Source organism: Ruegeria sp. YKSE079, assembly GCF_059612845.1.
Window position 1 is genome coordinate 148,544 of record NZ_JBXWRJ010000006.1, and the last position, 20,949, is coordinate 169,492.

At 55.0% G+C, this 20,949-nt stretch carries 17 protein-coding genes; 14 read left to right on the forward strand and 3 right to left on the reverse strand.

The features are described 5' to 3' along the window. Window positions 1-3 precede the first annotated feature (3 nt). Both AC2FMY_RS07540 and AC2FMY_RS07545 read left to right on the forward strand, forming a co-directional pair. Window positions 4-978 (forward strand): ABC transporter ATP-binding protein, encoded by a 975-nt coding sequence (locus AC2FMY_RS07540; RefSeq protein ID WP_480751953.1) that lies wholly within the window; start codon window positions 4-6, stop codon window positions 976-978. Continuing rightward, the gene (locus tag AC2FMY_RS07545) at window positions 978-1,931 is read left to right on the forward strand and encodes a dipeptide ABC transporter ATP-binding protein (RefSeq protein ID WP_480751955.1); all 954 of its coding nucleotides are present in this window, start codon (window positions 978-980) and stop codon (window positions 1,929-1,931) included. Before AC2FMY_RS07540 ends, AC2FMY_RS07545 begins: the two co-directional genes overlap by 1 nt. Before the next feature lie 9 nt (window positions 1,932-1,940). Here the strand turns inward: AC2FMY_RS07545 and AC2FMY_RS07550 are convergent, their stop codons facing one another. Beyond that, window positions 1,941-2,612: a GntR family transcriptional regulator gene (locus AC2FMY_RS07550; RefSeq protein WP_496747657.1), complete on the reverse strand. Its 672-nt coding sequence runs from the start codon at window positions 2,610-2,612 to the stop codon at window positions 1,941-1,943. A gap of 230 nt (window positions 2,613-2,842) precedes the next feature. Here AC2FMY_RS07550 and cysK point away from each other — a divergent pair, with 230 nt between their 5' ends. From cysK to AC2FMY_RS07575, 5 genes are all read left to right on the forward strand, one after another. Next, window positions 2,843-3,829, forward strand: coding sequence for a cysteine synthase A (cysK, locus tag AC2FMY_RS07555; RefSeq protein WP_496747655.1), 987 nt, complete (start codon window positions 2,843-2,845; stop codon window positions 3,827-3,829). 592 nt (window positions 3,830-4,421) lie between these two features. Then, on the forward strand, window positions 4,422-4,829 hold the full coding sequence (locus AC2FMY_RS07560) for a thioesterase family protein (protein ID WP_496747652.1): 408 nt from the start codon (window positions 4,422-4,424) through the stop codon (window positions 4,827-4,829). 12 nt (window positions 4,830-4,841) lie between these two features. Then, window positions 4,842-7,595 carry a molybdopterin-dependent oxidoreductase gene (locus AC2FMY_RS07565; RefSeq protein WP_496807188.1) on the forward strand — a complete coding sequence of 918 codons (2,754 nt, stop codon included), beginning with the start codon at window positions 4,842-4,844 and terminating at the stop codon, window positions 7,593-7,595. After that, window positions 7,592-9,175, forward strand: a complete 1,584-nt coding sequence (locus AC2FMY_RS07570) for a DmsC/YnfH family molybdoenzyme membrane anchor subunit (protein ID WP_496747647.1) — start codon at window positions 7,592-7,594, stop codon at window positions 9,173-9,175. Before AC2FMY_RS07565 ends, AC2FMY_RS07570 begins: the two co-directional genes overlap by 4 nt. Window positions 9,176-9,219: 44 nt before the next feature. Continuing rightward, the gene (locus AC2FMY_RS07575) at window positions 9,220-10,542 is read left to right on the forward strand and encodes a phenylacetate--CoA ligase family protein (RefSeq protein ID WP_496747644.1); all 1,323 of its coding nucleotides are present in this window, start codon (window positions 9,220-9,222) and stop codon (window positions 10,540-10,542) included. Between the two features lie 79 nt (window positions 10,543-10,621). On the opposite strand, the gene AC2FMY_RS07580 is transcribed toward AC2FMY_RS07575, so the two are convergent. Then, on the reverse strand, window positions 10,622-11,446 hold the full coding sequence (locus tag AC2FMY_RS07580; RefSeq protein ID WP_496747642.1) for a 2-oxoacid:ferredoxin oxidoreductase subunit beta: 825 nt from the start codon (window positions 11,444-11,446) through the stop codon (window positions 10,622-10,624). Then, on the reverse strand, window positions 11,443-13,185 hold the full coding sequence (locus AC2FMY_RS07585; RefSeq protein WP_496747640.1) for a 2-oxoacid:acceptor oxidoreductase subunit alpha: 1,743 nt from the start codon (window positions 13,183-13,185) through the stop codon (window positions 11,443-11,445). The genes AC2FMY_RS07580 and AC2FMY_RS07585 overlap by 4 nt, the downstream gene beginning before the upstream one ends. A 134-nt stretch (window positions 13,186-13,319) precedes the next feature. Between AC2FMY_RS07585 and had the strand changes: the two genes are divergently transcribed. From had to bcrD, 7 genes are read left to right on the forward strand one after another with little or no spacing between them, the layout of a single operon-like run. After that, window positions 13,320-14,384 carry a 6-hydroxycyclohex-1-ene-1-carbonyl-CoA dehydrogenase gene (had, locus tag AC2FMY_RS07590; protein WP_496747638.1) on the forward strand — a complete coding sequence of 355 codons (1,065 nt, stop codon included), beginning with the start codon at window positions 13,320-13,322 and terminating at the stop codon, window positions 14,382-14,384. 12 nt (window positions 14,385-14,396) lie between these two features. Next, a complete protein-coding gene (oah, locus tag AC2FMY_RS07595; RefSeq protein WP_480751968.1) occupies window positions 14,397-15,518 on the forward strand; it encodes a 6-oxocyclohex-1-ene-1-carbonyl-CoA hydratase in 1,122 nt (373 codons plus the stop codon). Further along, window positions 15,515-16,303, forward strand: a complete 789-nt coding sequence (locus tag AC2FMY_RS07600; protein WP_496747636.1) for a cyclohexa-1,5-dienecarbonyl-CoA hydratase — start codon at window positions 15,515-15,517, stop codon at window positions 16,301-16,303. Before oah ends, AC2FMY_RS07600 begins: the two co-directional genes overlap by 4 nt. Beyond that, the gene (gene bcrC, locus AC2FMY_RS07605) at window positions 16,300-17,475 is read left to right on the forward strand and encodes a benzoyl-CoA reductase subunit C (RefSeq protein ID WP_496807189.1); all 1,176 of its coding nucleotides are present in this window, start codon (window positions 16,300-16,302) and stop codon (window positions 17,473-17,475) included. The genes AC2FMY_RS07600 and bcrC overlap by 4 nt, the downstream gene beginning before the upstream one ends. Continuing rightward, window positions 17,472-18,779: a benzoyl-CoA reductase subunit B gene (gene bcrB / locus AC2FMY_RS07610; RefSeq protein ID WP_496747632.1), complete on the forward strand. Its 1,308-nt coding sequence runs from the start codon at window positions 17,472-17,474 to the stop codon at window positions 18,777-18,779. The genes bcrC and bcrB overlap by 4 nt, the downstream gene beginning before the upstream one ends. Then, window positions 18,776-20,101: a benzoyl-CoA reductase subunit A gene (gene bcrA, locus AC2FMY_RS07615; RefSeq protein WP_496747630.1), complete on the forward strand. Its 1,326-nt coding sequence runs from the start codon at window positions 18,776-18,778 to the stop codon at window positions 20,099-20,101. The genes bcrB and bcrA overlap by 4 nt, the downstream gene beginning before the upstream one ends. Further along, complete coding sequence (gene bcrD / locus AC2FMY_RS07620; RefSeq protein WP_480751975.1) at window positions 20,098-20,943, forward strand: benzoyl-CoA reductase subunit D; 846 nt, start codon at window positions 20,098-20,100, stop codon at window positions 20,941-20,943. Before bcrA ends, bcrD begins: the two co-directional genes overlap by 4 nt. Window positions 20,944-20,949 lie beyond the last annotated feature (6 nt).

Below are 20,949 nucleotides of genomic sequence, written 5' to 3' on the forward strand. Positions count from 1 at the left end.
GACATGAGCCTGTTGCGCATCCGCAATCTATCCGTCGATTTTGCCACTTCTTCGGGCCAGTTCCGGGCGGTGGACGGTGTTGACCTGACGCTCGACAAGGGAGAAATTCTGGCTATCGTCGGCGAAAGCGGTTCGGGCAAATCGGTTTCGATGCTTGCTCTGATGGGGCTTCTGCCCTGGACCGCAACGATCACCGCCGACGAAATGTCTTTTGAAGGTCTTGATTTGCGCGGGCTTTCTGCCCGAAACCGTCGCAAGATTATCGGTAAAGATCTGGCTATGATTTTTCAGGAGCCGATGTCATCACTCAACCCCTGCTTTACCGTGGGTTTCCAGATCAAAGAGGCATTGCGAATTCATTTGGGTCTGGACCGCAAGGCCTGCAAGCAACGCGCGATCGAGTTGTTCGACCAGGTTGGAATTCCGGCACCTGAAAGTCGGCTGAACGTGTTTCCGCATCAGATGTCGGGCGGCATGAACCAACGCGTGATGATCGCCATGGCGATCGCCTGTCGCCCCAAGCTGCTGATTGCAGACGAGCCGACAACTGCGCTTGATGTAACAATTCAAGCGCAAATACTTGACCTTCTGGTGTCGCTTCGGGAGGAGACAGGCATGGGGTTGGTTCTGATCACTCATGACATGGGTGTAGTTGCCGAAACGGCGGAGAGGGTGCAGGTTCAATATGCTGGGCAGAAGGTTGAGGAGCAGCCAGTCCGCGACCTGTTTCGCCACCCATATCACCCCTATACTGCGGCGCTTCTGGCAGCGCTTCCAGAGCGGGCAACTTCAAAGCTCTTGCCCTCGATCCCCGGCGTGGTGCCCGGTCAGTTTGACCGGCCAAAGGGATGTCTTTTTGCACCCCGCTGCCGCTATGCCGACGAAAAATGCAACACTGTACCGCCTAGCCCAGATCGAGCTGAATTCGGTCAAGCCCTGTGTCACTATGCTCTAACTGGCCAGAAGGAGACAGCCTGATGACCGCGCCAATCGTCAAAGCAGAAGGGCTTGCACGGTTCTATGAAGTCAAGGAGGGCTTTTTCGCGAAGGCCAAGATAGTCCGGGCACTGGCCGGAGTTGATTTCGAACTCGAGGCAGGTAAGACACTGGCTGTTGTGGGTGAATCCGGTTGCGGAAAGTCCACTCTGGCTCGACTTGTCACCATGATCGAGGAGCCTTCCTCGGGCCGCCTGGCTATCGACGGGAAGGAAGTGACCCCTGCCGTTTGGTCAGGGTTGCGCGAAACCGTTCAGATAGTGTTTCAGAACCCCTACGGTTCGCTCAACCCGCGCCAGAGAATCGGAACTATCCTGATGGAGCCGCTGGTTATCAATCGCCCCGACATTTCCGCTCGGGATCGAGAGGCGAAGGCACGGGAGATGATGGATCTGGTCGGGCTGCGCCCAGAACATTTCGACCGCTTTCCGCATATGTTTTCCGGTGGGCAGCGACAGCGCATCGCCATTGCTCGCGCATTGATGCTGGATCCACGCATTCTGGTACTGGATGAACCTGTCTCGGCTTTGGATGTATCTATTCAGAGCCAAATCCTAAACCTTCTGGTGGAATTGCAAGAACGACTTAATTTGGCTTATCTGTTCATCTCGCATGATCTGTCGGTGGTAAAACATTTCGCCGACGATGTGATCGTCATGTATTTGGGCCGTGCCGTGGAGAAAGCCAGCAAAGAGAATCTGTTTGCCGCACCCAGGCATCCTTATTCCAAGGCGCTTCTTTCAACCACCCCGCGTGCGGATCCGGAGGCAAAGAAAGACCGGATCAAGTTGGAGGGTGAATTGCCGTCCCCAATGAATGTTCCTCCCGGTTGTGCATTTGCACCGCGCTGTTGGAAGGCGACTGATGAGTGCCGCGCCCAAGCACCGCAGATGGAGGGCAATGCGCATCAAGTGGCCTGTTTCCATCCATTGTAAAAGCAATGGTCAGCTTTTGGTGAAGTTCCTGAGCTGCTGAACCAGAGAATGCTTGGCGCCGAGTATATGCGCGGCCGTCAACTCACCCGCCGCCTTCGAGTCGCCACGTTGACAGGCATCCAGGATTGCCTGATGTTCGCGCGCCGCTCTCGAAAACCCATCGCTAAGTACCATCTGCGCCCTGAGAAAACGATCGATTCTGTCCATCGAGTTACTGATAACGCTCAAGTGGTAGGGCAGGCCGCTCGGTTCATATAAAGTCGCGTGAAAGCGCCTGTTTAGGTCACCATATTCCATCGCATCTGTTGTCTGGTTTGAAAGGGTTAGAAAAGACTGTGCTTCTTCCAAGATATTTTCTGACATGTTTGGAACGGCTTTGCGAATGATTTCGGGTTCCAGCAATGCTCGAAAGTCGAAAATCTCGCCTGCCTCATCCAGCGACATTCCGGCCACGACCGCACCACGATAACGTTCGGTTTTGACCAGACCTTGTTGCTCCAGCATGGTCAACGCCTCGCGCACTGGTATACGGCTGGTGTTGAACAACTTGGCAATTTCATCCTGCCGCAACGGCTCGCCATCTTTCAAGGCGCCTTCAATGATCGCTTTGCGTATGGCATTGCACACGATTGTCGCCGTTGACGCAGTCTTGCCGATGTCAATCGCTGGAATCTTTACCATTGTTCGTTTCTTCAGGACCTACGGTTTGTCGCCCGATGCACGTTTCGGAAGCAGCTACAGGAAGCTGCTTCAAGATGCATATAATATTTTCGTAATACTTTCGGCAAATTTTGTGTGCCGGTGCCGCCTCAGAGACGCGGAATCTTAAGCTAACGTCCTTGCTAGACTCATGGTGCGATCTGTTTATGGTCGTTGGGAAACTCGACCGGCGCATTGCGAGGAGACAGGAAATGGATGCTAAACCCGCCACCATCAAACTCGACAAACCTGGTCGTGGTCGTATTTACGACTCGATTCTTGAAACGATCGGTAACACACCTTTGGTGCGACTCGGCCGTTTGGCCGAGGAAGCCGGCTGTCGAGCCGATGTGTTGGTCAAGTTGGAATGTTTCAATCCGATTTCCAGCGTCAAAGACCGCATCGCTGTTGCTATGCTTGAGGAGATGGAACAAGACGGCACCATAAGGCCCGGTAGTGTTATTGTTGAGCCAACTTCGGGTAACACCGGTATCGGGCTCGCCTTTGCTTGCGCCGCAAAAGGGTATCGTTGCATCCTGACAATGCCCGACAGTTTTTCGATCGAGCGTCGTAAGCTCATGAAGTTCTTCGGCGCGGAACTGGTGTTGACCCCTCGTGAAAAAGGGATCAACGGCGCTATAGAGAAGGCCAATGAGATCATTGCCGAAACCGAAGGCGCAGTCATGCCATGGCAATTCGGCAATCCAGCCAATCCAGCCATACATCGCCGCACAACCGCTGAAGAGATTTGGGCGGATACTGGTGGTAAAGTGGACGTGGTAGTCATGGGCGTCGGAACTGGCGGCACGTTGACTGGCGTCGGACAAGTCCTCAAAGAACGCAAACCTGAAATAAGGATCATGGCGGTCGAGCCCGAGCTCAGCCAGGTTTTGTCAGGAGGAACACACTCACCTCACATGATTCAGGGTATCGGAGCAGGATTCGTACCCGATATTCTCGACATGGCATTGATCGATGAAGTCCTTTTGGCCAGCAATGACGATGCAATGAATACCGCCCGACGTGCTGCCCGGCTTGAAGGAATTCCGGCAGGTATATCGTCGGGAGCTGCTCTAGCTTGCGCTCTGCGAGTTGCAACAAGGGATGACATGGTGGGTAAAACTTTGGTCACCGTGCTCCCAAGCGCGTCGGAGCGCTATATATCAACGGCCTTGTTTGAAGGTTTGGGAGACGACTAATCTCGAAAACTTTGACCGGCCTTGGCGGCCCCCCCTTTTCTATTCCACTCTGCGCCGAACTGAGTACCACGCACCCGCAAAGGTCATCGTAAGCGAGCTAAATGGGGTCAGCATGCATCTGCTTTGCGGATTGGGCCTGCTCTCAACCAGAATGTGGTAGTTTGCAGGGGCATTTCTCCGCGATTCAAACGATCATCCGAGGCCCTTCCATTTTCTTCACTTATTGTGGTGTCATTTTGGCGGTGTAATTGGTTGTTACCGGATCCAAACACTTGCGGAACTTCCGCTAAACTGTCCTGAGCCGACTGCGGCAATACCCTCCGCCCTCTCTTCGAGCAGGATAGGAACTTTAGGGTCCTTGACGGTCGAACGCCTACTCCAAGGTGATCATCATTATACCACATAGATGAGCGGCACGGTCGCTGGTTTCAGATTCTGGTTCGGGATACCGCATTGAATTTGCACGGTGAACTTCCCTATGAGTTACGTGACCAGGGTGTTTCGTATGGGTGCCGACAAATACTATTGGAGTTTGATTTAAAAATAGGTAAGCTGGTACCAAAATACAATTATAACAGGAGGTGCCATTCCAATGTCGCAGGATCTCAACATCGGGACATCAACCCGCAGGTCAATAAAAGTGGATCAAGCCCGAACCGTAGACTTCATGGGAGAAGACTGTCGAGTCTATGCGACACCCTCTCTGGTGCGCGATATCGAGGATATCTGTCGGGATCTGATCGTCGAGCATGTGCCTGCGGGGCAAGATTCCGTCGGTACCGTTGTCTCGATTGCTCATACCTCACCCACGTTGCTGGGTATGGAGGCGACGATCACCGTCACCGTCACCGAAATTGATGGGCGAAGAGTTGTCTTTGACATCAGCGCGGCGGACTCAATCGACAGCATATGTAAAGGCCGCCATGAACGCTTCATCGTAGACGTAAACATGACCCGGGAAAAGCTCCGCCGGAAAACTGCCGCTCTGACGGAGAGTTGAGGAATTCGAGCCATGAGTATTTCATCGAGATCGGTGACCGAAAGCGTTCCATCTTATTGCTATCAGTGTGTTGCCGGGCCAGACCTGATGAAAGTTGACGTCATGGACGGCGTACCAGTCCAAGTTCGGCCGAACGGAGAGGCGGCTTTGGTACACCCTGCCCAAGGCAAGGTCTGCGTAAAGGCCTTTGGATTGATCCAGAAGACCAACAACCCCAATCGAATTCGGACCCCGATGATCCGCACCAATCCTAGAAAGGGCAGGGATCAAGACCCAGGTTTTCTGCCGGCTACTTGGGAAGAGGCGCTGAAACTGATCTGCGGCAAGCTTAACGAAGCCCGGGAAAAGGGCCTCAAGGATGAAAGCGGTTTCCCCCGAGTGGCAGCCAGTTTTGGCGGAGGCGGAACCTCCACTGTCTACATGGGCACCTTCCCGGCATTTCTAAAGGCGTGGGGACCCATCGACATGAGCTTTGGCAGTGGACAAGGCGTCAAATGTTATCATTCTGAGCACTTATACGGTGAGTTCTGGCACAGGGCGTTCACAGTGTCCCCGGATACGCCGTTGGTCGAGATGATCATTTCTTTTGGTGCCAATGTCGAGGCCTCAGGCGGGGTCTGCGGCGTCCGCCGTCATGCGGATGCCCGGGACCGCGGCGTCAAACGAGTTCAGGTCGAACCGCATCTTTCAGTTACTGGCGCTTGCTCCGCAGAATGGGTGCCAATTCGCCCAAAAACGGATCCGGCCTTTATGTTCGCGCTACTGCACGTGTTACTACACGAGGTTGAGCGGCATCAGTTGGATGTACCTTTCCTGAAAGAACGCACCTCCTCACCCTATCTGGTGGCGCCAAACGGATTTTATCTCCGAGACCCAGAAACTCAAAAGCCCCTAATTTGGGATGTCAGATCGAAGCGCGCAGTTGTGTTTGATACTCAGGATACTGATCCGGCGTTGGACGGAGAATTTGTGATCTCCGGCCTGGAAATCGGACCGGATGACAAAAAGTGGTTGCATGACGATGTGACCTGCAAGACTGCCTTTTCCCTTCTCGCCGATCATATCAAACCCTACAGCCCAGAATGGGCAGCTGAAATTTGCGATGTGTCAGCTGCGACGATCCGCAAAACAGCGTTGGATTATCTTGCGCACGCCCATGTAGGTGAAACGATCGAGATCGATGGGCGAATGATGCCGTTCCGGCCTGTTGCGATCTCGTTAGGCAAAACCGTTAGCAACGGATGGGGCGGATATGAATGCGCCTGGGCCCGTACGTTGATGGCAGTTCTGATTGGTGGTCTGGAAGTGCCTGGCGGCACCTTGGGAACCACGGTTCGGTTGAACCGCCCGGCGGACAACAGATGGTCCAGCGTCGTTCCCGGTCCGGACGGGTTCATGAATTACCCGATGAATCCGACCCGCAAAGGTGAGTTCCTTGAAAACTCAGGATCACGCCATGCGCACAGTACGCTTATTCCGCTGGCCGCGAATTCTCCATGGTCACAGGCGCTCGGGCCGACGCATTTGGCATGGATGGCGCAAATGCAGGGATTCGAGCATCTACCGACGCCAACACTCCCGGATGTGTGGTTTGTTTATCGGACCAACCCGGTCATTTCCTTTTGGGACACCGCCGCTATCGGCGATGTGATCGCGAAATTCCCGTTTACCGTCTGTTTTGCTTACACAAATGACGAAACCAACCACATGGCCGATGTGTTATTGCCGGAATGCACCGACCTTGAAGGATTGCAGTTGATACGGATCGGGGGCTCGAAATACGTTGAGCAGTTTTGGGAGCATCAGGGCTTTGCGCTTCGCAGTCCGGCATCGAAACCAATGGGAGAGGCGCGGGATTTTACGTGGATTGCAACTCAACTGGCAAAAGGCACGGGACTGCTTGAAGAATACAACAGTGCCATCAACAAGGGCGCCGCCGGGGTTCGGTTGTTCGGTCAGAACTATGACTTTTCGCTAGATTCCACTGACGAACATTCTGTTGAGGACATTTGGGACAAGGCCTGTCGCGCTGCCAGTGCAGAGCTTACGGACGGGGCTGAAAGTCAAGGCTTGGACTACTATCGCAAGCATGGTTTCCGCACCGTACCTTTCGCCAAGGAGCGCTGGTACCTTTATCCTGCGATGGTGGAGAAGGGCCTGAGGTTCGAACTGCCCTATCAGGAGCGCTTGTTACGCATTGGACAAGAACTGAGCACCAGATTGCACGAAATGGGCATTACCTGGTGGGACCGGCAACTGAAAGAATACGAAGCGTTGCCTCATTTCCAAGACCTCCAGAACATATGGGAGCGGGCGATCGAGGCGCAATACAGTGTCAAAATCGGTGATTATCCGTTCTGGCTGCTTTCGACGCGGTCAATGCAGTATTCCTGGGGCGGAAATGTCGGCATCCAGATGATCCACGAGGTCGCATCCAATGTAGCGGGCCACGGCGGTGTGGTCATGAACCCGCAGGCAGCCGCAAGATTGGGACTGTCCGAGGGCGACCGGGTCGAAGTGTACTCGTCGGTGGGCAGTACGAATGGCGCGGTAATACTGCGCAATGGAATTCGTCCCGACACGCTGCTCATGATAGGTCAGTTCGATCATTGGAAAACGCCTTTTGCAAAAGATCTGAAAACACCCAGCATGAACGGCTTGGTTCCGATGTCGCTGGATCTGACAGATGCGACTGGTTCGGGTGCCGATCTTGTTCGGGTGGCAGTCAAAAAAGTGGAGAATGATGTCGCGAGGGCGGGAAGATGACAACCTGGACCATAGTCGCTGACCTCAATCGCTGTGTCGGCTGTCAGACCTGCACATCGGCTTGCAAGCACGAAAACGCAACCGCGCCGGGTGTACAATGGCGCAAGGTTCTGGATTTCGAAACCGGCGAATATCCGGAGGTCCACAGGGCATTTCTGCCAGTTGGGTGCATGCACTGCAAAAGCCCGTCTTGTCTGGACGCCTGTCCATCGACAGCAACGCGAAAGCGTGAAGATGGCATAGTTACGATTGACTATGATCTGTGTATCGGCTGTGCGTTTTGCGCGGTGGCCTGCCCGTATCAGGCCCGTTTCCGTGTTGACAAGCCGACCTCGGCTTATGGTGGAAAACCGATGCGACACGAAACCAAGCGCGAGGACCTGTCTCGGCTGGGTGTATCGCAGAAATGCACGTTTTGCGTCGACCGCATTGATGCTGGGCTCGCCGCTGGATTGGTTCCTGGTGTAGATATGGAAGCGACGCCCGCATGTGTGGCGTCCTGTATCTCTGGTGCATTGCAAATGGGCGATCTGGACGAGCCGGAAAGCAATGTCTCGATGCTTCTGCGCACCAATCGGCATTTCCGGATGCACGAATACCTCGGGAACGGCCCCAATATATACTACCTGTACGATGGCGACATCAGCGAGGTCTGCTTGCCGGATGACGTGTCGATGGTGGCAGAACCAGTAGGGCTGGCTTCGGTGTCTCCGAAGTTGCAGACATACTGGGACTGGCGCGCGGCCGTAAATTTCATATGCGGTGGAGCCGGAACCGGACTGTTTGCTGCAGCAATGGTTGCGGGGTTGTTTGGATCGCTGCTTTGGCCCGCAATCATTGCCGCAATGCTCATGGTTGCGATCGGTCTGCTGTCCATATGGTTCGAGATTGGTCGACCGTGGCGGTTCTTGAACGTGTTTCTTAATGCTCGGACAAGCTGGATGACCCGCGAGGCGATGGCAGCGGTGCCATTCTTTGGATTTGGTGGGCTGTCATGGCTCTTGGGTTCGCCGGCTCTTGGGGTATTGGCGGCCATAAGTGGGCTTTTCTTTCTCTATTGCCAGGCCCGCATCCTGCGCGCCGCGAAAGGAATTCCAGCTTGGCGTCACCCTGCCGTCGAACCACTGATCCTGGCGTCCGGGTTGGCTGAAGGTATCGGAGTTTTCACGGTTCTGCTACTTGCCTTCGAGACAACACCGGAAGTTCACAGCGGCGTTGCAATAGCGCTTCTGATGCTGGTCGGAACACGCTTTGCCGCTTGGCGCCGGTATCGGGCCAAACTTGGTAGAAGTGGAGCCCCGGTCGGAGCGTTCAAGGCCCTCGACGAGGTGGGGGCTGGGCTGTCTGCCCTTCCGCAGGCTCTGTTCGCGGGGCTGGCGCTTTCGTCTGTTGCTGTCCCTTTGGCGCAAGGACCGGTGCTCGCTTTGGCAGGTCTCGGCGCGGCCGCAACCGGTTGGGCCTTCAAATTTGCCCTCATTACTAGGGCGGCATTCACCCAAGGTTACGCGATCAACAAGATGCCGGCACGAGGTGCGGGCAAGAGCAGCCCCGGCATCCAACCGGGTTGGCAAAAAGCCTGATCCGGAAGGCCGGAGCAGGTCGTGGTTCAGGGAGGAACGTCAACATGTTGACACTAAACCAAAATGACCCGGGCTTCATGTTCGACCGACCGGCAGAGACATTGTCGCGCAGCAGAATTTCCGAAATGCAATTGGAACGCCTGCGTTGGACGCTGGAGCGCGCATTTACTACTGTGCCCCACTACCGCGAGACATTCGACAAGGCCGGCGTCACACCCGCAGATATCAAGAAGCTAAAAGACATCCGGAATTTTCCATTTACGGTGAAAACCGATCTGCGGAACAACTACCCGTTCAAATTGTTTTCCATGCCCTTGGAAAAGATGGCGCGCATTCATGCGTCCTCTGGTACCACGGGTCAGCCAACCGTAGTGGGATATTCCTCCGGAGACCTGAACCGTTGGTCGGACTTGATGGCGCGTTCAATGGCGGCGGCGGGCATTCGTCCGGGTGATCTGGTGCATAACGCATATGGTTATGGCCTTTTCACGGGCGGCTTGGGCGCTCACTATGGCGCTGAACGGTTGGGGTGTGTGGTCGTACCGGTGTCGGGTGGCGGTACGGAACGGCAAGTAACATTGCTCCGAGACTTTGGCGCGCGCGTCCTGTGTTCGACACCTTCCTATGCGCTGAATATTGCTGAAGTTGCCGAGAAAATGGGGGTCGATGTCGCCACCCTGCCTGTTCAACGCGGATTGTTTGGCGCTGAACCCTGGACCAACGAATTGCGCGCGGAACTGGATATGCGCCTGGGCATCAAGGCGGTCGATATCTACGGTCTGTCAGAGATCATGGGGCCGGGTGTCGCCTGTGAGTGCGATATTGAGCGCAATGGCCTTCACGGATGGGAGGATCACTTCCTGTTCGAGATTATCGACCCTGAAACAGAAGAGCCGTTGCCATTGGGAGAAACCGGTGAATTGGTGATCACGACCTTGACCAAGGAAGCGATGCCGATGATCCGTTACCGTACCCGTGACATCACCCGGCTAAGCGACGAACCCTGTGCTTGTGGGCGGACGCATGTACGAATTTTGCGGGTGGATGGCCGAAATGACGACATGATGATCATACGGGGCGTAAACGTCTATCCATCACAGGTGGAGGCTGTGCTTTTGGGCTTTGATGGTCTAGCGCCACATTATCAGATCAAGTTGTACAAGGATGGTCCGCTTGACGCGATGAAACTTGAAGTCGAAGTATCGCCCGCTTTTTCACAAGACCCACAATCAAGGGAACGGAAATCAGCGGAGGTCCGGCATCACATTAAATCGACCATCGGCGTAAGTTGCGACGTAACCGTGATGAAGCCGGGAGAAATTCCAAGATCGGAGGGCAAGGCTATACGAGTTCTGGATATGCGCTGAACACTATTCGATGGTTTCCGTTAACAACAAAACTGGAGCCACAAAAAATGTGATTCCGGTTTTCCGTCATTCTCGGAAGTCAGATCTCGAAAGCCTTCTCTAGCCGGGAAAGGTCGTGTTCCTTGTTTGAAGCGCTCGCAAAATAGGGCCTGCGCCTGCCCCGGTAAAGAATGCCGGTATTCATGCCGTCGTCAGTCATGATGCGCCGGGCTGCACGGGCCGGGTCGTCGGTTTCGGGGACGCTGGCAACATGGACCTGTTTTTTCCATTTCCGCTCATCCGGCCGGAAGGTCACGCAAGGGCTGAGGATTTCGACAAATGAGAATCCGGGATGGTTGATCGCCGCGACGATGGTTTGCGTGCAGGCCTTAATGTCGCCAGAAAACTCACGGGCGACGAAATTCGCGCCCGAGGCCAGCGCGATTACCAATGGATGGAAGGGTGACAGGCCGGTGCCCCCGGGAGACAACGCGCTGTCCCAGTCAGGTTCGGTCGTCGGCGATGGCTGCCCCTTGGTCATGCCGTAAACACGGTTGTCCATGACGACATAGGTCATATCCACGTTGCGACGGCACGCATGCAGGAAATGATTGCCGCCAATCGAGAATCCATCGCCGTCTCCACTCATCGCCATCACGGTCAGGTCGGGGCGCGCAACCTTGAGGCCCGCAGCAACCGCTAGCGAGCGGCCGTGAACCCCGTGAAAACCATAGCAGTTGGTATAGGCCGGAATCCGCGAAGAACAGCCGATCCCGGATATGACGGCGATTTCTTCTGGCGGTCGCCCGAGTTTAGCCAATGCCTTGGTGATGGACATCAGAACATGAAAATCGCCACAGCCGGGGCACCAGATCGGATTGATGTCTGATTTGTAGTCGCTCGCTTTGAAACAGGGCGCGTTCATTGTGCATTCCATTCCTGAATTCGGGTAACAATTTCGTCGGGGCCGATGGTATACGGCCCCTCGCGGTTTAGCTTCTTTACGTCGAACTTCAGATCAATATGCGCCCTTACGTGACGATAAAACTGACCCGAGAAACTCTGCTCCACAAACAGGACGCGTTTCGCCCCCTGCAGAGCCTTTTCCAGAGCATTGACCGGAAAGGGCGATATCTGCCGCAGAGCAACCAGCCGAACGGGAATCTCTTTTTCGGTTAATGCATCGACAGCTTCGCGCGCCGCGCCGGTCAGCGATCCCCAAGTCAGGACTACAGTAGTGGCGCTGCTGTCACCCTCGGTAACGCCCCAAAAGTCGCCATAGTCAAAACCTTCGATCTTGTTTCGGCGCTTCTCCATCTGTTGCTGCTGATCGAGTCTTGCCGAAGAAGGAGCGCCGCGTTCGGTATGCGTCAACCCATCAGCTGTGTACTGACCACCCGATTGACCCGGAATTGACATAGGGGAAACTCCGTCAGCGGTCACCGCGTAGCGTCTGAAGATACGCTCTGTCTCTGAGAATATCTTTCGACGGGTCAAAAAACTGACCTCTGCCGGTTTTTCGATCAGTACCCGTGACTGCCCGATGGATTGGTCCGACAACACTATAACTGGCGACTGCAGTGTTTCTGCAATATGGACCGCCCACTGCGAGGTAAAGAGGCAATCCGCGACGCTGAGCGGGGCAACGACCACATGATCCGCGTCACCGTGAAAGCCGTAGACGGCAATATTGAGATCTGATTGTTCCGACTTGGTGGCAATACCGGTCGAGGGTCCGACCCGCATGACATCGACGACGACGATCGGAGTTTCGGACGCTGCTGCCAGGCCCAGGCTTTCCATCATCAGTGAAAGTCCTGGTCCAGAAGTGGCGGTGATCGACGGAAGACCACCGAAAGAGGCCCCGATGATCATGTTGATAGACGCCAGTTCGTCTTCGGCCTGTACCAGAGTGCCTCCAATTGAAGCGAGAGCTGGGGCAAGATACTCCAAGACTTCGGTCGCTGGTGTGATCGGGTAAGCCGCAGCAAAGCGAATTCCGCCGCGAAGAGCACCGAGACCAACTGCTTCGTTTCCTGTGATCAGCCAGCGGTCAGTTGTATTATTCCTCGGTTTGGCCAGCGAAAGCTTCCGGCCGAACTGCTTCGCGCTCTCGATCCCCAATTGAATGCAGGCACCACCGTCTTCAATCGCAATCTCTCCCTTGCTGCCAAGCCTTGATGAAACGACTTTCAACACTTCATCCAATGGCAGGCCGATCAATTCCGAAACAAGACCGACCGAGACCATGTTCTCACGCCCGCCGGGTAGCGATTTTGCAAGCTCACCGATTGGGCACTGCAGGATAGTGCAATCTGTCTCGCGCACGGCCTTGGGTGGTTCTCCGGCCGCAGGATCACAGATCACCAATCCACCGGTCGCCACCGGCATGGCGCTGATGAAACGATCAGCATTTTTCCAATCGATGGCAACGAGGATATCGAACTGTTTTGACATGCAGGCGGCAGGTTCGGTCGAGAGCCGCACGAGTGCTGCCGCCTCACCGCCGCGAATTTGCGGTCCGACCGAACGGTTCAACAACCCATACCAGCCTGCCTTGCCGGCAGCTTCCAGCAAGATGGCTCCGGCAGTTATGGCGCCGGCACCTCCGCTGCCGACAATTGCAAAGGATATGTTTCTCGCATTTACAGAGGGCACATTCATTATCGGTCCTATCTGCGTTCCGGAGTGGCGATATTCTTGGTTGACCTAAAATCGGTAATAAGGTACCAATTTACAGTATTAAAGATCATAAGCGCTGTCAACAAATTGCGTGGATCGAGTACAGGAGGATCAGGATGCCAACTCGCTGGATGATGATTTCGCCGGGAGAACCGCTGGAGAAAGTCCAGTTCGATCTCGCAAAACCAGATGCTGGCGAAGTTTTGGTCGAAGTGTCGGGATGTGGGGTGTGTCACACCGATCTGGGTTATTTCTATGATGGGGTGCGCACCAATCACGATTTGCCTCTGGCCCTGGGGCACGAGATCAGCGGAACTGTTGTCGATGCCGGCGAGGGGGCGGAGCATTGGGTTGGCGAAACCGTAATCGTGCCAGCTGTCATTCCTTGCGGCGAGTGCGATTTGTGCCGCCGAGGCAAGGGCACTATCTGCAGGGCGCAAAAAATGCCTGGCAATGATATTCAGGGCGGGTTTGCTAGCCACATCGTCGTTCCCGCTCGGGGGTTGTGTCCGGTGGACCTCGACAGGTTGAGTGCCATAGGGCTGGGTCTGGCGGATGTTTCGGTAGTTGCTGATGCTTTGACGACACCATATCAGGCAGCGGTACAGGCCGGGGTATCCGAAGGCGACCTTGTGATTGTGAATGGCGTTGGCGGCGTCGGCGGCTATGCCGTCCAGGTGGCCAATGCACTCGGTGCCACAGTGGTCGCAATTGACGTCGTGACTGAAAAGCTGGAAGCAGTCAGCGAACACGGCGCTAAGTTGACCCTGAACGCCCGCGAATATGATGTGCGAAGTCTCAAGAAGACGATCCAGGAATTTGCAGCAAAAAATGCACTGAGGCCAACCGAGTGGATCATTATGGAATGCTCGGGGACAGCTGCAGGTCAAGCTGTGGCATTCAGCTTGCTGAATCATGGTGGGACAATGTGCGTGGTGGGTTTCACCATGGACAAACTCGAGGTGCGCCTATCGAACCTGATGGCGTTCCATGCTCGTCTTCTCGGCAACTGGGGGTGCCCACCAGAATTGTATCCAGGCGCGTTGGAACTCGTGATGAGCGGCAAGGTCAAGTTGATGCCGTTTGTTGAGCAGCGGTCGCTGAGCGAAATCAACGATGTATTCAAAGCCGTCCACGATGGGAAGGTCACCCGGCGTCAAATCCTCGTGCCCGAGATGTAAAGGAGATTAGTCATGAACTATGCCACGTTTGATTTTGTTTCGCACGATTTGGTTTCGGACGTCACGCGCGAGGGAATAACCGACAAAGTGATCTTTGAGAAGCGTCCTGCCAAACTGCCGGACGGCACGGTCGCTGACGGCCTCTACAACGCATGGATCATTCTGAACAACCCGGCCCAGTACAACTCGTACACGACCGATATGGTCAAGTCTGTGATCCTTGCGTTCCGGGCAGCATCCAACATGCGCGACGTGAATGCGGTCGTTTTCACCGCGGCGGGCGACAAGGCGTTCTGCACCGGAGGAAACACTAAGGAATACGCCGAATACTATGCCGGGCGGCCTGAAGAGTATCGGCAATACATGCGTTTGTTCAACGACATGGTGTCAGCCATTCTCGGCTGCGACAAGCCAGTAGTATGTCGCGTGAACGGGATGCGTATCGGCGGCGGGCAAGAAATTGGCATGGCATGTGATTTCTCGGTTGCCTCCGACCTTGCACGGTTCGGGCAGGCCGGGCCGAAACACGGTAGCGCCGCGATTGGTGGTTCGACTGACTTTCTGCCTCTGATGATCGGTTGCGAGATGGCGATGAATTCGGGCGTACTGTGCGAAAGCTTCTCTGCGCATGAGGCAATGAGGCTGGGAATCCTCTCCGATATTGCCCCGGCTTTGAGGGTTGATGGCAAGTTCGTGCCAAACCCCTTGGTGGAAACCAGGATGGTGACTGACGAATGGGGTCGTATTATGCATGGCAAGCCCAAAACAGGTGAAGCGCTGGCTGAAGGCAAGGCGTTGATGAGCAAAGGCGAGGTGGATCTGGGCGAGTTGGATAGAAAGGTTGACGAGCTTTGCGGGAAATTGCTGCTGACCTTCCCAGGCTGTACCACCAAGTCCGTCGAAGAGCTTCGCAAACCCAAGCTCAACGCCTGGAATATGAACAAGGAAAACGCGCGCGCTTGGCTTGGTCTGAACATGATGTCCGAAGCCAACTTAGGTTTTCGCGCATTCAATGAAGGCAATCGTGAAGTCGGGCGAGAAGTGGATTTCGTTCAACTGCGCAGAGAACTGGCCGATGGCGCCAAATTCACGCCCGACTATATCGACAGCATGATACCGGGGGTGCGCAAATGAGCGCTGTTGTTGCAGAAAACAGCGCGGTTGTCGGTGAGATGTTCGCCTTGGACGGTTCTCTTCTTCGGGTCCGTTTGAACCGCCCCAAGGCCAATATTGTCGATGCAAAAATGATCGCGGCACTGGATAGAGCCTTGGCGGCTCAACAGGACAATCGTGACTTGGTTGCTGTGCTTGTCGAGGCCGAAGGCCCACATTTCAGCTTCGGTGCGTCCGTGGAAGAGCACCTTCCCGAAAGCTGTGTACAAATGTTGAGATCATTGCACGCGCTGGTTCGGCGTATGCTGGAGTACCCGGTGCCGATCCTCGTTGCAGTTCGGGGGCAGTGCCTGGGGGGCGGGCTGGAGGTGGCGATGGCAGGGCATACGATCTTTGCCGCGCCGGACGCCACTCTCGGTCAACCTGAGATGATGCTTGGTGTGTTTGCCCCGGCAGCCTCTTGCCTGTTGCCGAGGCGCATTGGTCAGGCCAAGGCCGAAGATCTGCTGTATTCGGGTCGTTCGTTGAGTGGTGCGGCAGCTGGAGAAATGGGTTTGGTCGATGTGGTTACCCATGATCCTGAGGCAGCGGTGGTCGCCTATGTGAAAACGCATCTAACACCCAAGAGCACCAGCAGTCTACGCATGGCTGTCCGGGCCGCCCGTGCTGGATTTTGCCGCGATGTTCTTTCTCGGTTGGATGAGGTCGAAGCGCTTTACCTGGATGAATTGATGTCAACGCGTGATGCCGTCGAAGGGCTCGAAGCCTTTCTGGCAAAACGCACAGCAAGGTGGGAAAACAGATGACGGAAACAACCGTATCCGAAATCGTTGCGCGCTGTCAGGCGCTCTACGACGACCTGAATTTCACGGTCGCCCGCGAATGGAAGAATGCGGAAGCGGGCCGCAAGGTTATCGGCTACATGCCTATCTATGTCCCGCGTGAGTTGATTCATGCCGCCGGCATGCTGCCTCTTGGTATCATGGGGGGTGGTGACAATCTGGAAGTCATTCACGGTGATGCCTACTATCAGAGCTATATCTGCCGCATCCCACGCTCGACGATTGAGCTTGGTGTATCGGGGCGGCTGGATTTTGTTGATGGGATGTTGTTCCCATCGATCTGCGATGTGATCCGCAATCTCTCAGGCATGTGGAAGACGCTGTTTCCGCATGTCTATTCCAAATACTTCGACGTACCTCAGACCTATCAGGACGCGGTCGGAGGCGTGTTCTATACCAACGAGATGCGAGAGTTTTTGCATGATCTGGAAGACATGGCTGGCCGAAAGATCACTGATGATGACATTCGCTACTCGATAGAAGTTTACAATGAAAACAGACGGGCCATCGACGATCTTTATGCTTTGCGGGCTTCGCAGCCGTGGAAAGCCCCGGCATTCGAGGCCTATCTTGTGATCCGTGCAGGCTTGACCCTGCCGGTTGAAGAACACACACGATTGGTACTCGATTATATTGCCGCTGCCGATAAGGAAGAACGACCGCTCAAGGACAACAGCCGGGTAATCCTGACCGGTATGTTCTGTGAACAGCCGCCACTGAACCTCATCAAGTCCCTTGAAATGTCGGGCTGCTACATAGTGGACGACGATTTTGTGCTGGTCAGTCGCTGGCTGACAGGGGATGTCCCGACCAAGGGTGATCCGGTTCACAACCTGTCGCAGGCTTTCTTGCACCGCTCCATATCGACTGCTGCAAAATACGAGCCAAACCAGGCCGAGAAAGGACAATTCCTTGTTCGCGCAGTGCACAAGACGGGTGCGGAGGGCGTGATTTTTGCGTCCACGAGCTTCTGCGATCCGGCGCTGCTTGACCGGCCAATTCTTCAAAACGTGCTGAAAAACGCCGGTATCCCCTACATCGCTTTCAAGTATGCAGAGAATTCCGGCCAGATGCAGCCCATCCGCGAGCAGGCCGGAACATTTGTGGATTCAATCAAATTGTGGAGCGCAGCATGAAACCTCCCGTTGCCCAGACCCCGTCCCAGGACGTTCTCAAGGACGCCTCGATGATCAAGCAGAAGGAGATGATGGCCAAGCACTACGACAGGCTTACTAACGCTCCGCAAACCGGTGAAAAGGTTGCGTCGACATTCGTGCCGGGCAATTTGAACGAGCTGCTCATGTGCTTTGACTTGGTTAACAATCTGCCGGAGGTCAATGCGATCCAAAGTGGACTGCGCAAGCAAAGTGGCGGCTATATCATGGAGGCTGAACGGGCAGGGCATTCCGAGGATGTTTGTACCTATGTAAAGTCTGATATCGGCATGATGATGAAGGGAAATATCGGTCCAAACGGAAAGCAATTGCCAAACCCGGACGTCTTGCTGTTGTCCTACACCGGGTGTTTCACCTTCCTGAAATGGTTCGAACTGCTTCGCGAACAGTACAAGTGCCCGACCATATTCCTGCAAACCCCCTACATGGCGGACGGCAAGATTACGAAGAACATGATCGATTATATGGTCAAGCAGTTCAAAGAGGATGTGATACCAACTCTGGAACAGGTTTCAGGCGTCAGGTTCGACATCGATCGGCTGAGAGAGTATTTAGGGAAATCGGCCAAAGCCGAAGACGATCTTGTGCATGTTCTGCAAAGCGCAAAGAACAAGCCCTCGCCAATCGATGCCTATTTCGGCGGTATCTACTACATTGGCCCGATCTTCGGCGCGTTTCGTGGCACCGACGATGCCATCGAGTATTACCGCTTTCTGCGTCAGGAAGTAGATGCCCGTGTCGCGGCAGGCAAAGGGCCGGTAACACCGGATGGCGACATGGGAGAGGAAAAGTACCGCCTCGTTGTCGAAGGCCCACCCAATTACACTTCATTCCGACAATTTTGGAAAATGTTTTACGAAGAAGGTGCAACCGTTGTGGCATCGTCTTACACCAAGGTCGGTGGCACATATGATTTCGGTTTCCGCCACGATCCCAGCAACCCACTGGAGTCCCTCGCTGAATACTGCCTGGGCGTCTATACGAACCGCAGTCTGCCGATGCGCATCGACATGTTGGTGAACTATATCAACGAATACGAAGCAGACGGGTTGCTGATCAACTCGATCAAAAGCTGCAACAGCTTTTCGGCAGGTCAATTACTGATCATGCGTGAGGTCGAAAAGCGCACCGGGAAGCCGGCCGCCTTTATCGAAACTGACCTCGTCGACCCACGGTACTTCTCGGCTGCCAATGTGAAGAACCGCCTCGAAAGCTACTTCCAGATGGTTGAACAAAAACGCACCGGGAAAGGAGTGGCGGCATGAAAACCTTCGTGGGAATCGACCTGGGCTCCACCACAACCAAGGCGGTGCTGTTGGACGACCAAGAGCGCGTTTTGGGGCGTGGTATTACCAACTCTCGATCAAATTACGAAACGGCCTGCAAGGTAGCTACCGAAGAAGCCAAGATCGACGCGCGTTTTACTCTGTTCCGGCAGGAGTTCGGCGGGGCCGACAAGCTCGACGATGAGGTCGAGAGTTTCCTTTCGGCGCTGGAGCGTTCGTTCCGGCTCGAGCAGTTCATTGAGCAGCTCGGGGATCTGGAAGAAACATGCACGCGTCTGGTACGGGGAGAGCGTTTCGAAAAAACTGGCACAGAGGTGAAAGCGGCCTTGGCCGAGGTCTTCAAGCGCCTTCGCACGGAAGCACCGGCCATGTATGCACCGGATGCAGAACGCAAATCGGATTTCTTTCGCGACATTGCCGGTTCCCGTTATCTGGCCGTTGCCGAAGAGGTCGGGCGCGACGCGGGTATCCCTTATGATGTTCTGCTCAATATCTACGACAAATCAATTATTGCGGTGGAAAACCGCCCGCCTTCGGGAAACCTGAACCAGAAGTTCAAGAGCGCATTGGCGAGAGTAGCTAAGCAAGAGACAGGACTTTCAAGCGAGCTTGGCCAAAAGGCGGAGCACGCGCTGGGAATTCAATTGGAGGAAATTTATCTGGTAGGTACAGGCTACGGTCGCGTGACCTTGCCGTTTTCCAAGGAACACATCCGTTCCGAGATCCTTTGCCATGGGCTGGGCGCGCACATGATGTACCCCAAAACCCGTACTGTTCTGGATATTGGCGGGCAAGACACCAAGGGCATTCAAGTTGATGAAAGAGGGATTGTCGAAAACTTCCAGATGAACGATCGCTGTGCGGCGGGGTGTGGCCGGTACCTTGGATACATCGCGGACGAGATGAACATGGGACTGCACGAACTTGGCCCGTTGGCGATGAAATCCGGCAAGCCTGCCCGGATCAATTCAACCTGCACCGTCTTCGCCGGTGCGGAACTCCGTGACCGCTTGGCGCTGGGTGAGAAACGCGAGGATATTCTTGCCGGTCTTCACCGCGCCATCATCTTGCGTGCGGTCTCGATTTTGTCTCGATCGGGCGGCGTGTCCGATCAGATGACCTTCACTGGTGGCGTGGCCAAAAACGAGGCCGCCGTGCGCGAGCTGAAAAAGCTGATAGCGGAAAACTACGGTGACGTGACAATCAACATCAACCCGGACTCTATTTACACTGGTGCGCTTGGCGCCGCCGAATTTGCCAGGCGCGCTGCCGAGGGCCGCACGGAAGGGGTGGAAGCATGACACTGACTGCTGGAATTGACGTAGGAACGGGAGCCGTAAAGGCGGCAATCTTTCGGGTGGAAGATGGTAGGGAAGAATGGTTGTCGCGCTGCACGCTCAGGATCCGCCAGCGGGATCCCATTCAGCTTTCCCGCGAGGCATTCGTCCAAACACTCGAAGACGCAGGAGTTTTGGAAACCGATCTCGATTACATTGCAACTACTGGAGAGGGAGAGACAATTCCCTATCATACTGGTCACTTTTATTCCATGACCTCACATGCCCGCGGCGCACGGTTTCTGAACCCGAAGTCCATCGCGATCCTCGATTGTGGCGCTCTGCATGGTCGGGCCATGATTACCGACGCGGCGGGTAAGGTCACGAACTACAAGATGACAAGCCAATGCGCGTCAGGGTCCGGGCAGTTTCTGGAGAATATCGCCCGCTACCTTGGGATTGCCCAAGACGAGATCGGTAATCTGTCGATGCAGGCGGACGATCCCGAAGAAGTATCTTCGATCTGCGCAGTGCTGGCGGAAACCGATGTGATTAACATGGTGTCGCGTGGCATTACTGCGCCAAACATACTCAAGGGAATTCACCTGTCGATGGCCAGCCGTTTGGCGCGGTTGCTGAAGTCTATTGGTGTCAAGAGCGATTTGATCATGATGACTGGTGGTCTTGCGCAGGATGAAGGGCTTTGTCAGGCGATGCGCGAGCAGCTTGCAAAAATGAAGGGCGTCGACGCCGAGGTGGTGAACCATCCTGACTCAATCTATGCCGGCGCCATTGGAGCAGCGCTTTGGGGGGCTTTCCGGTATGAAAAGCTCTTAAATAGTGGCCAGATGCTTAGGGCATCCTGAGACTCA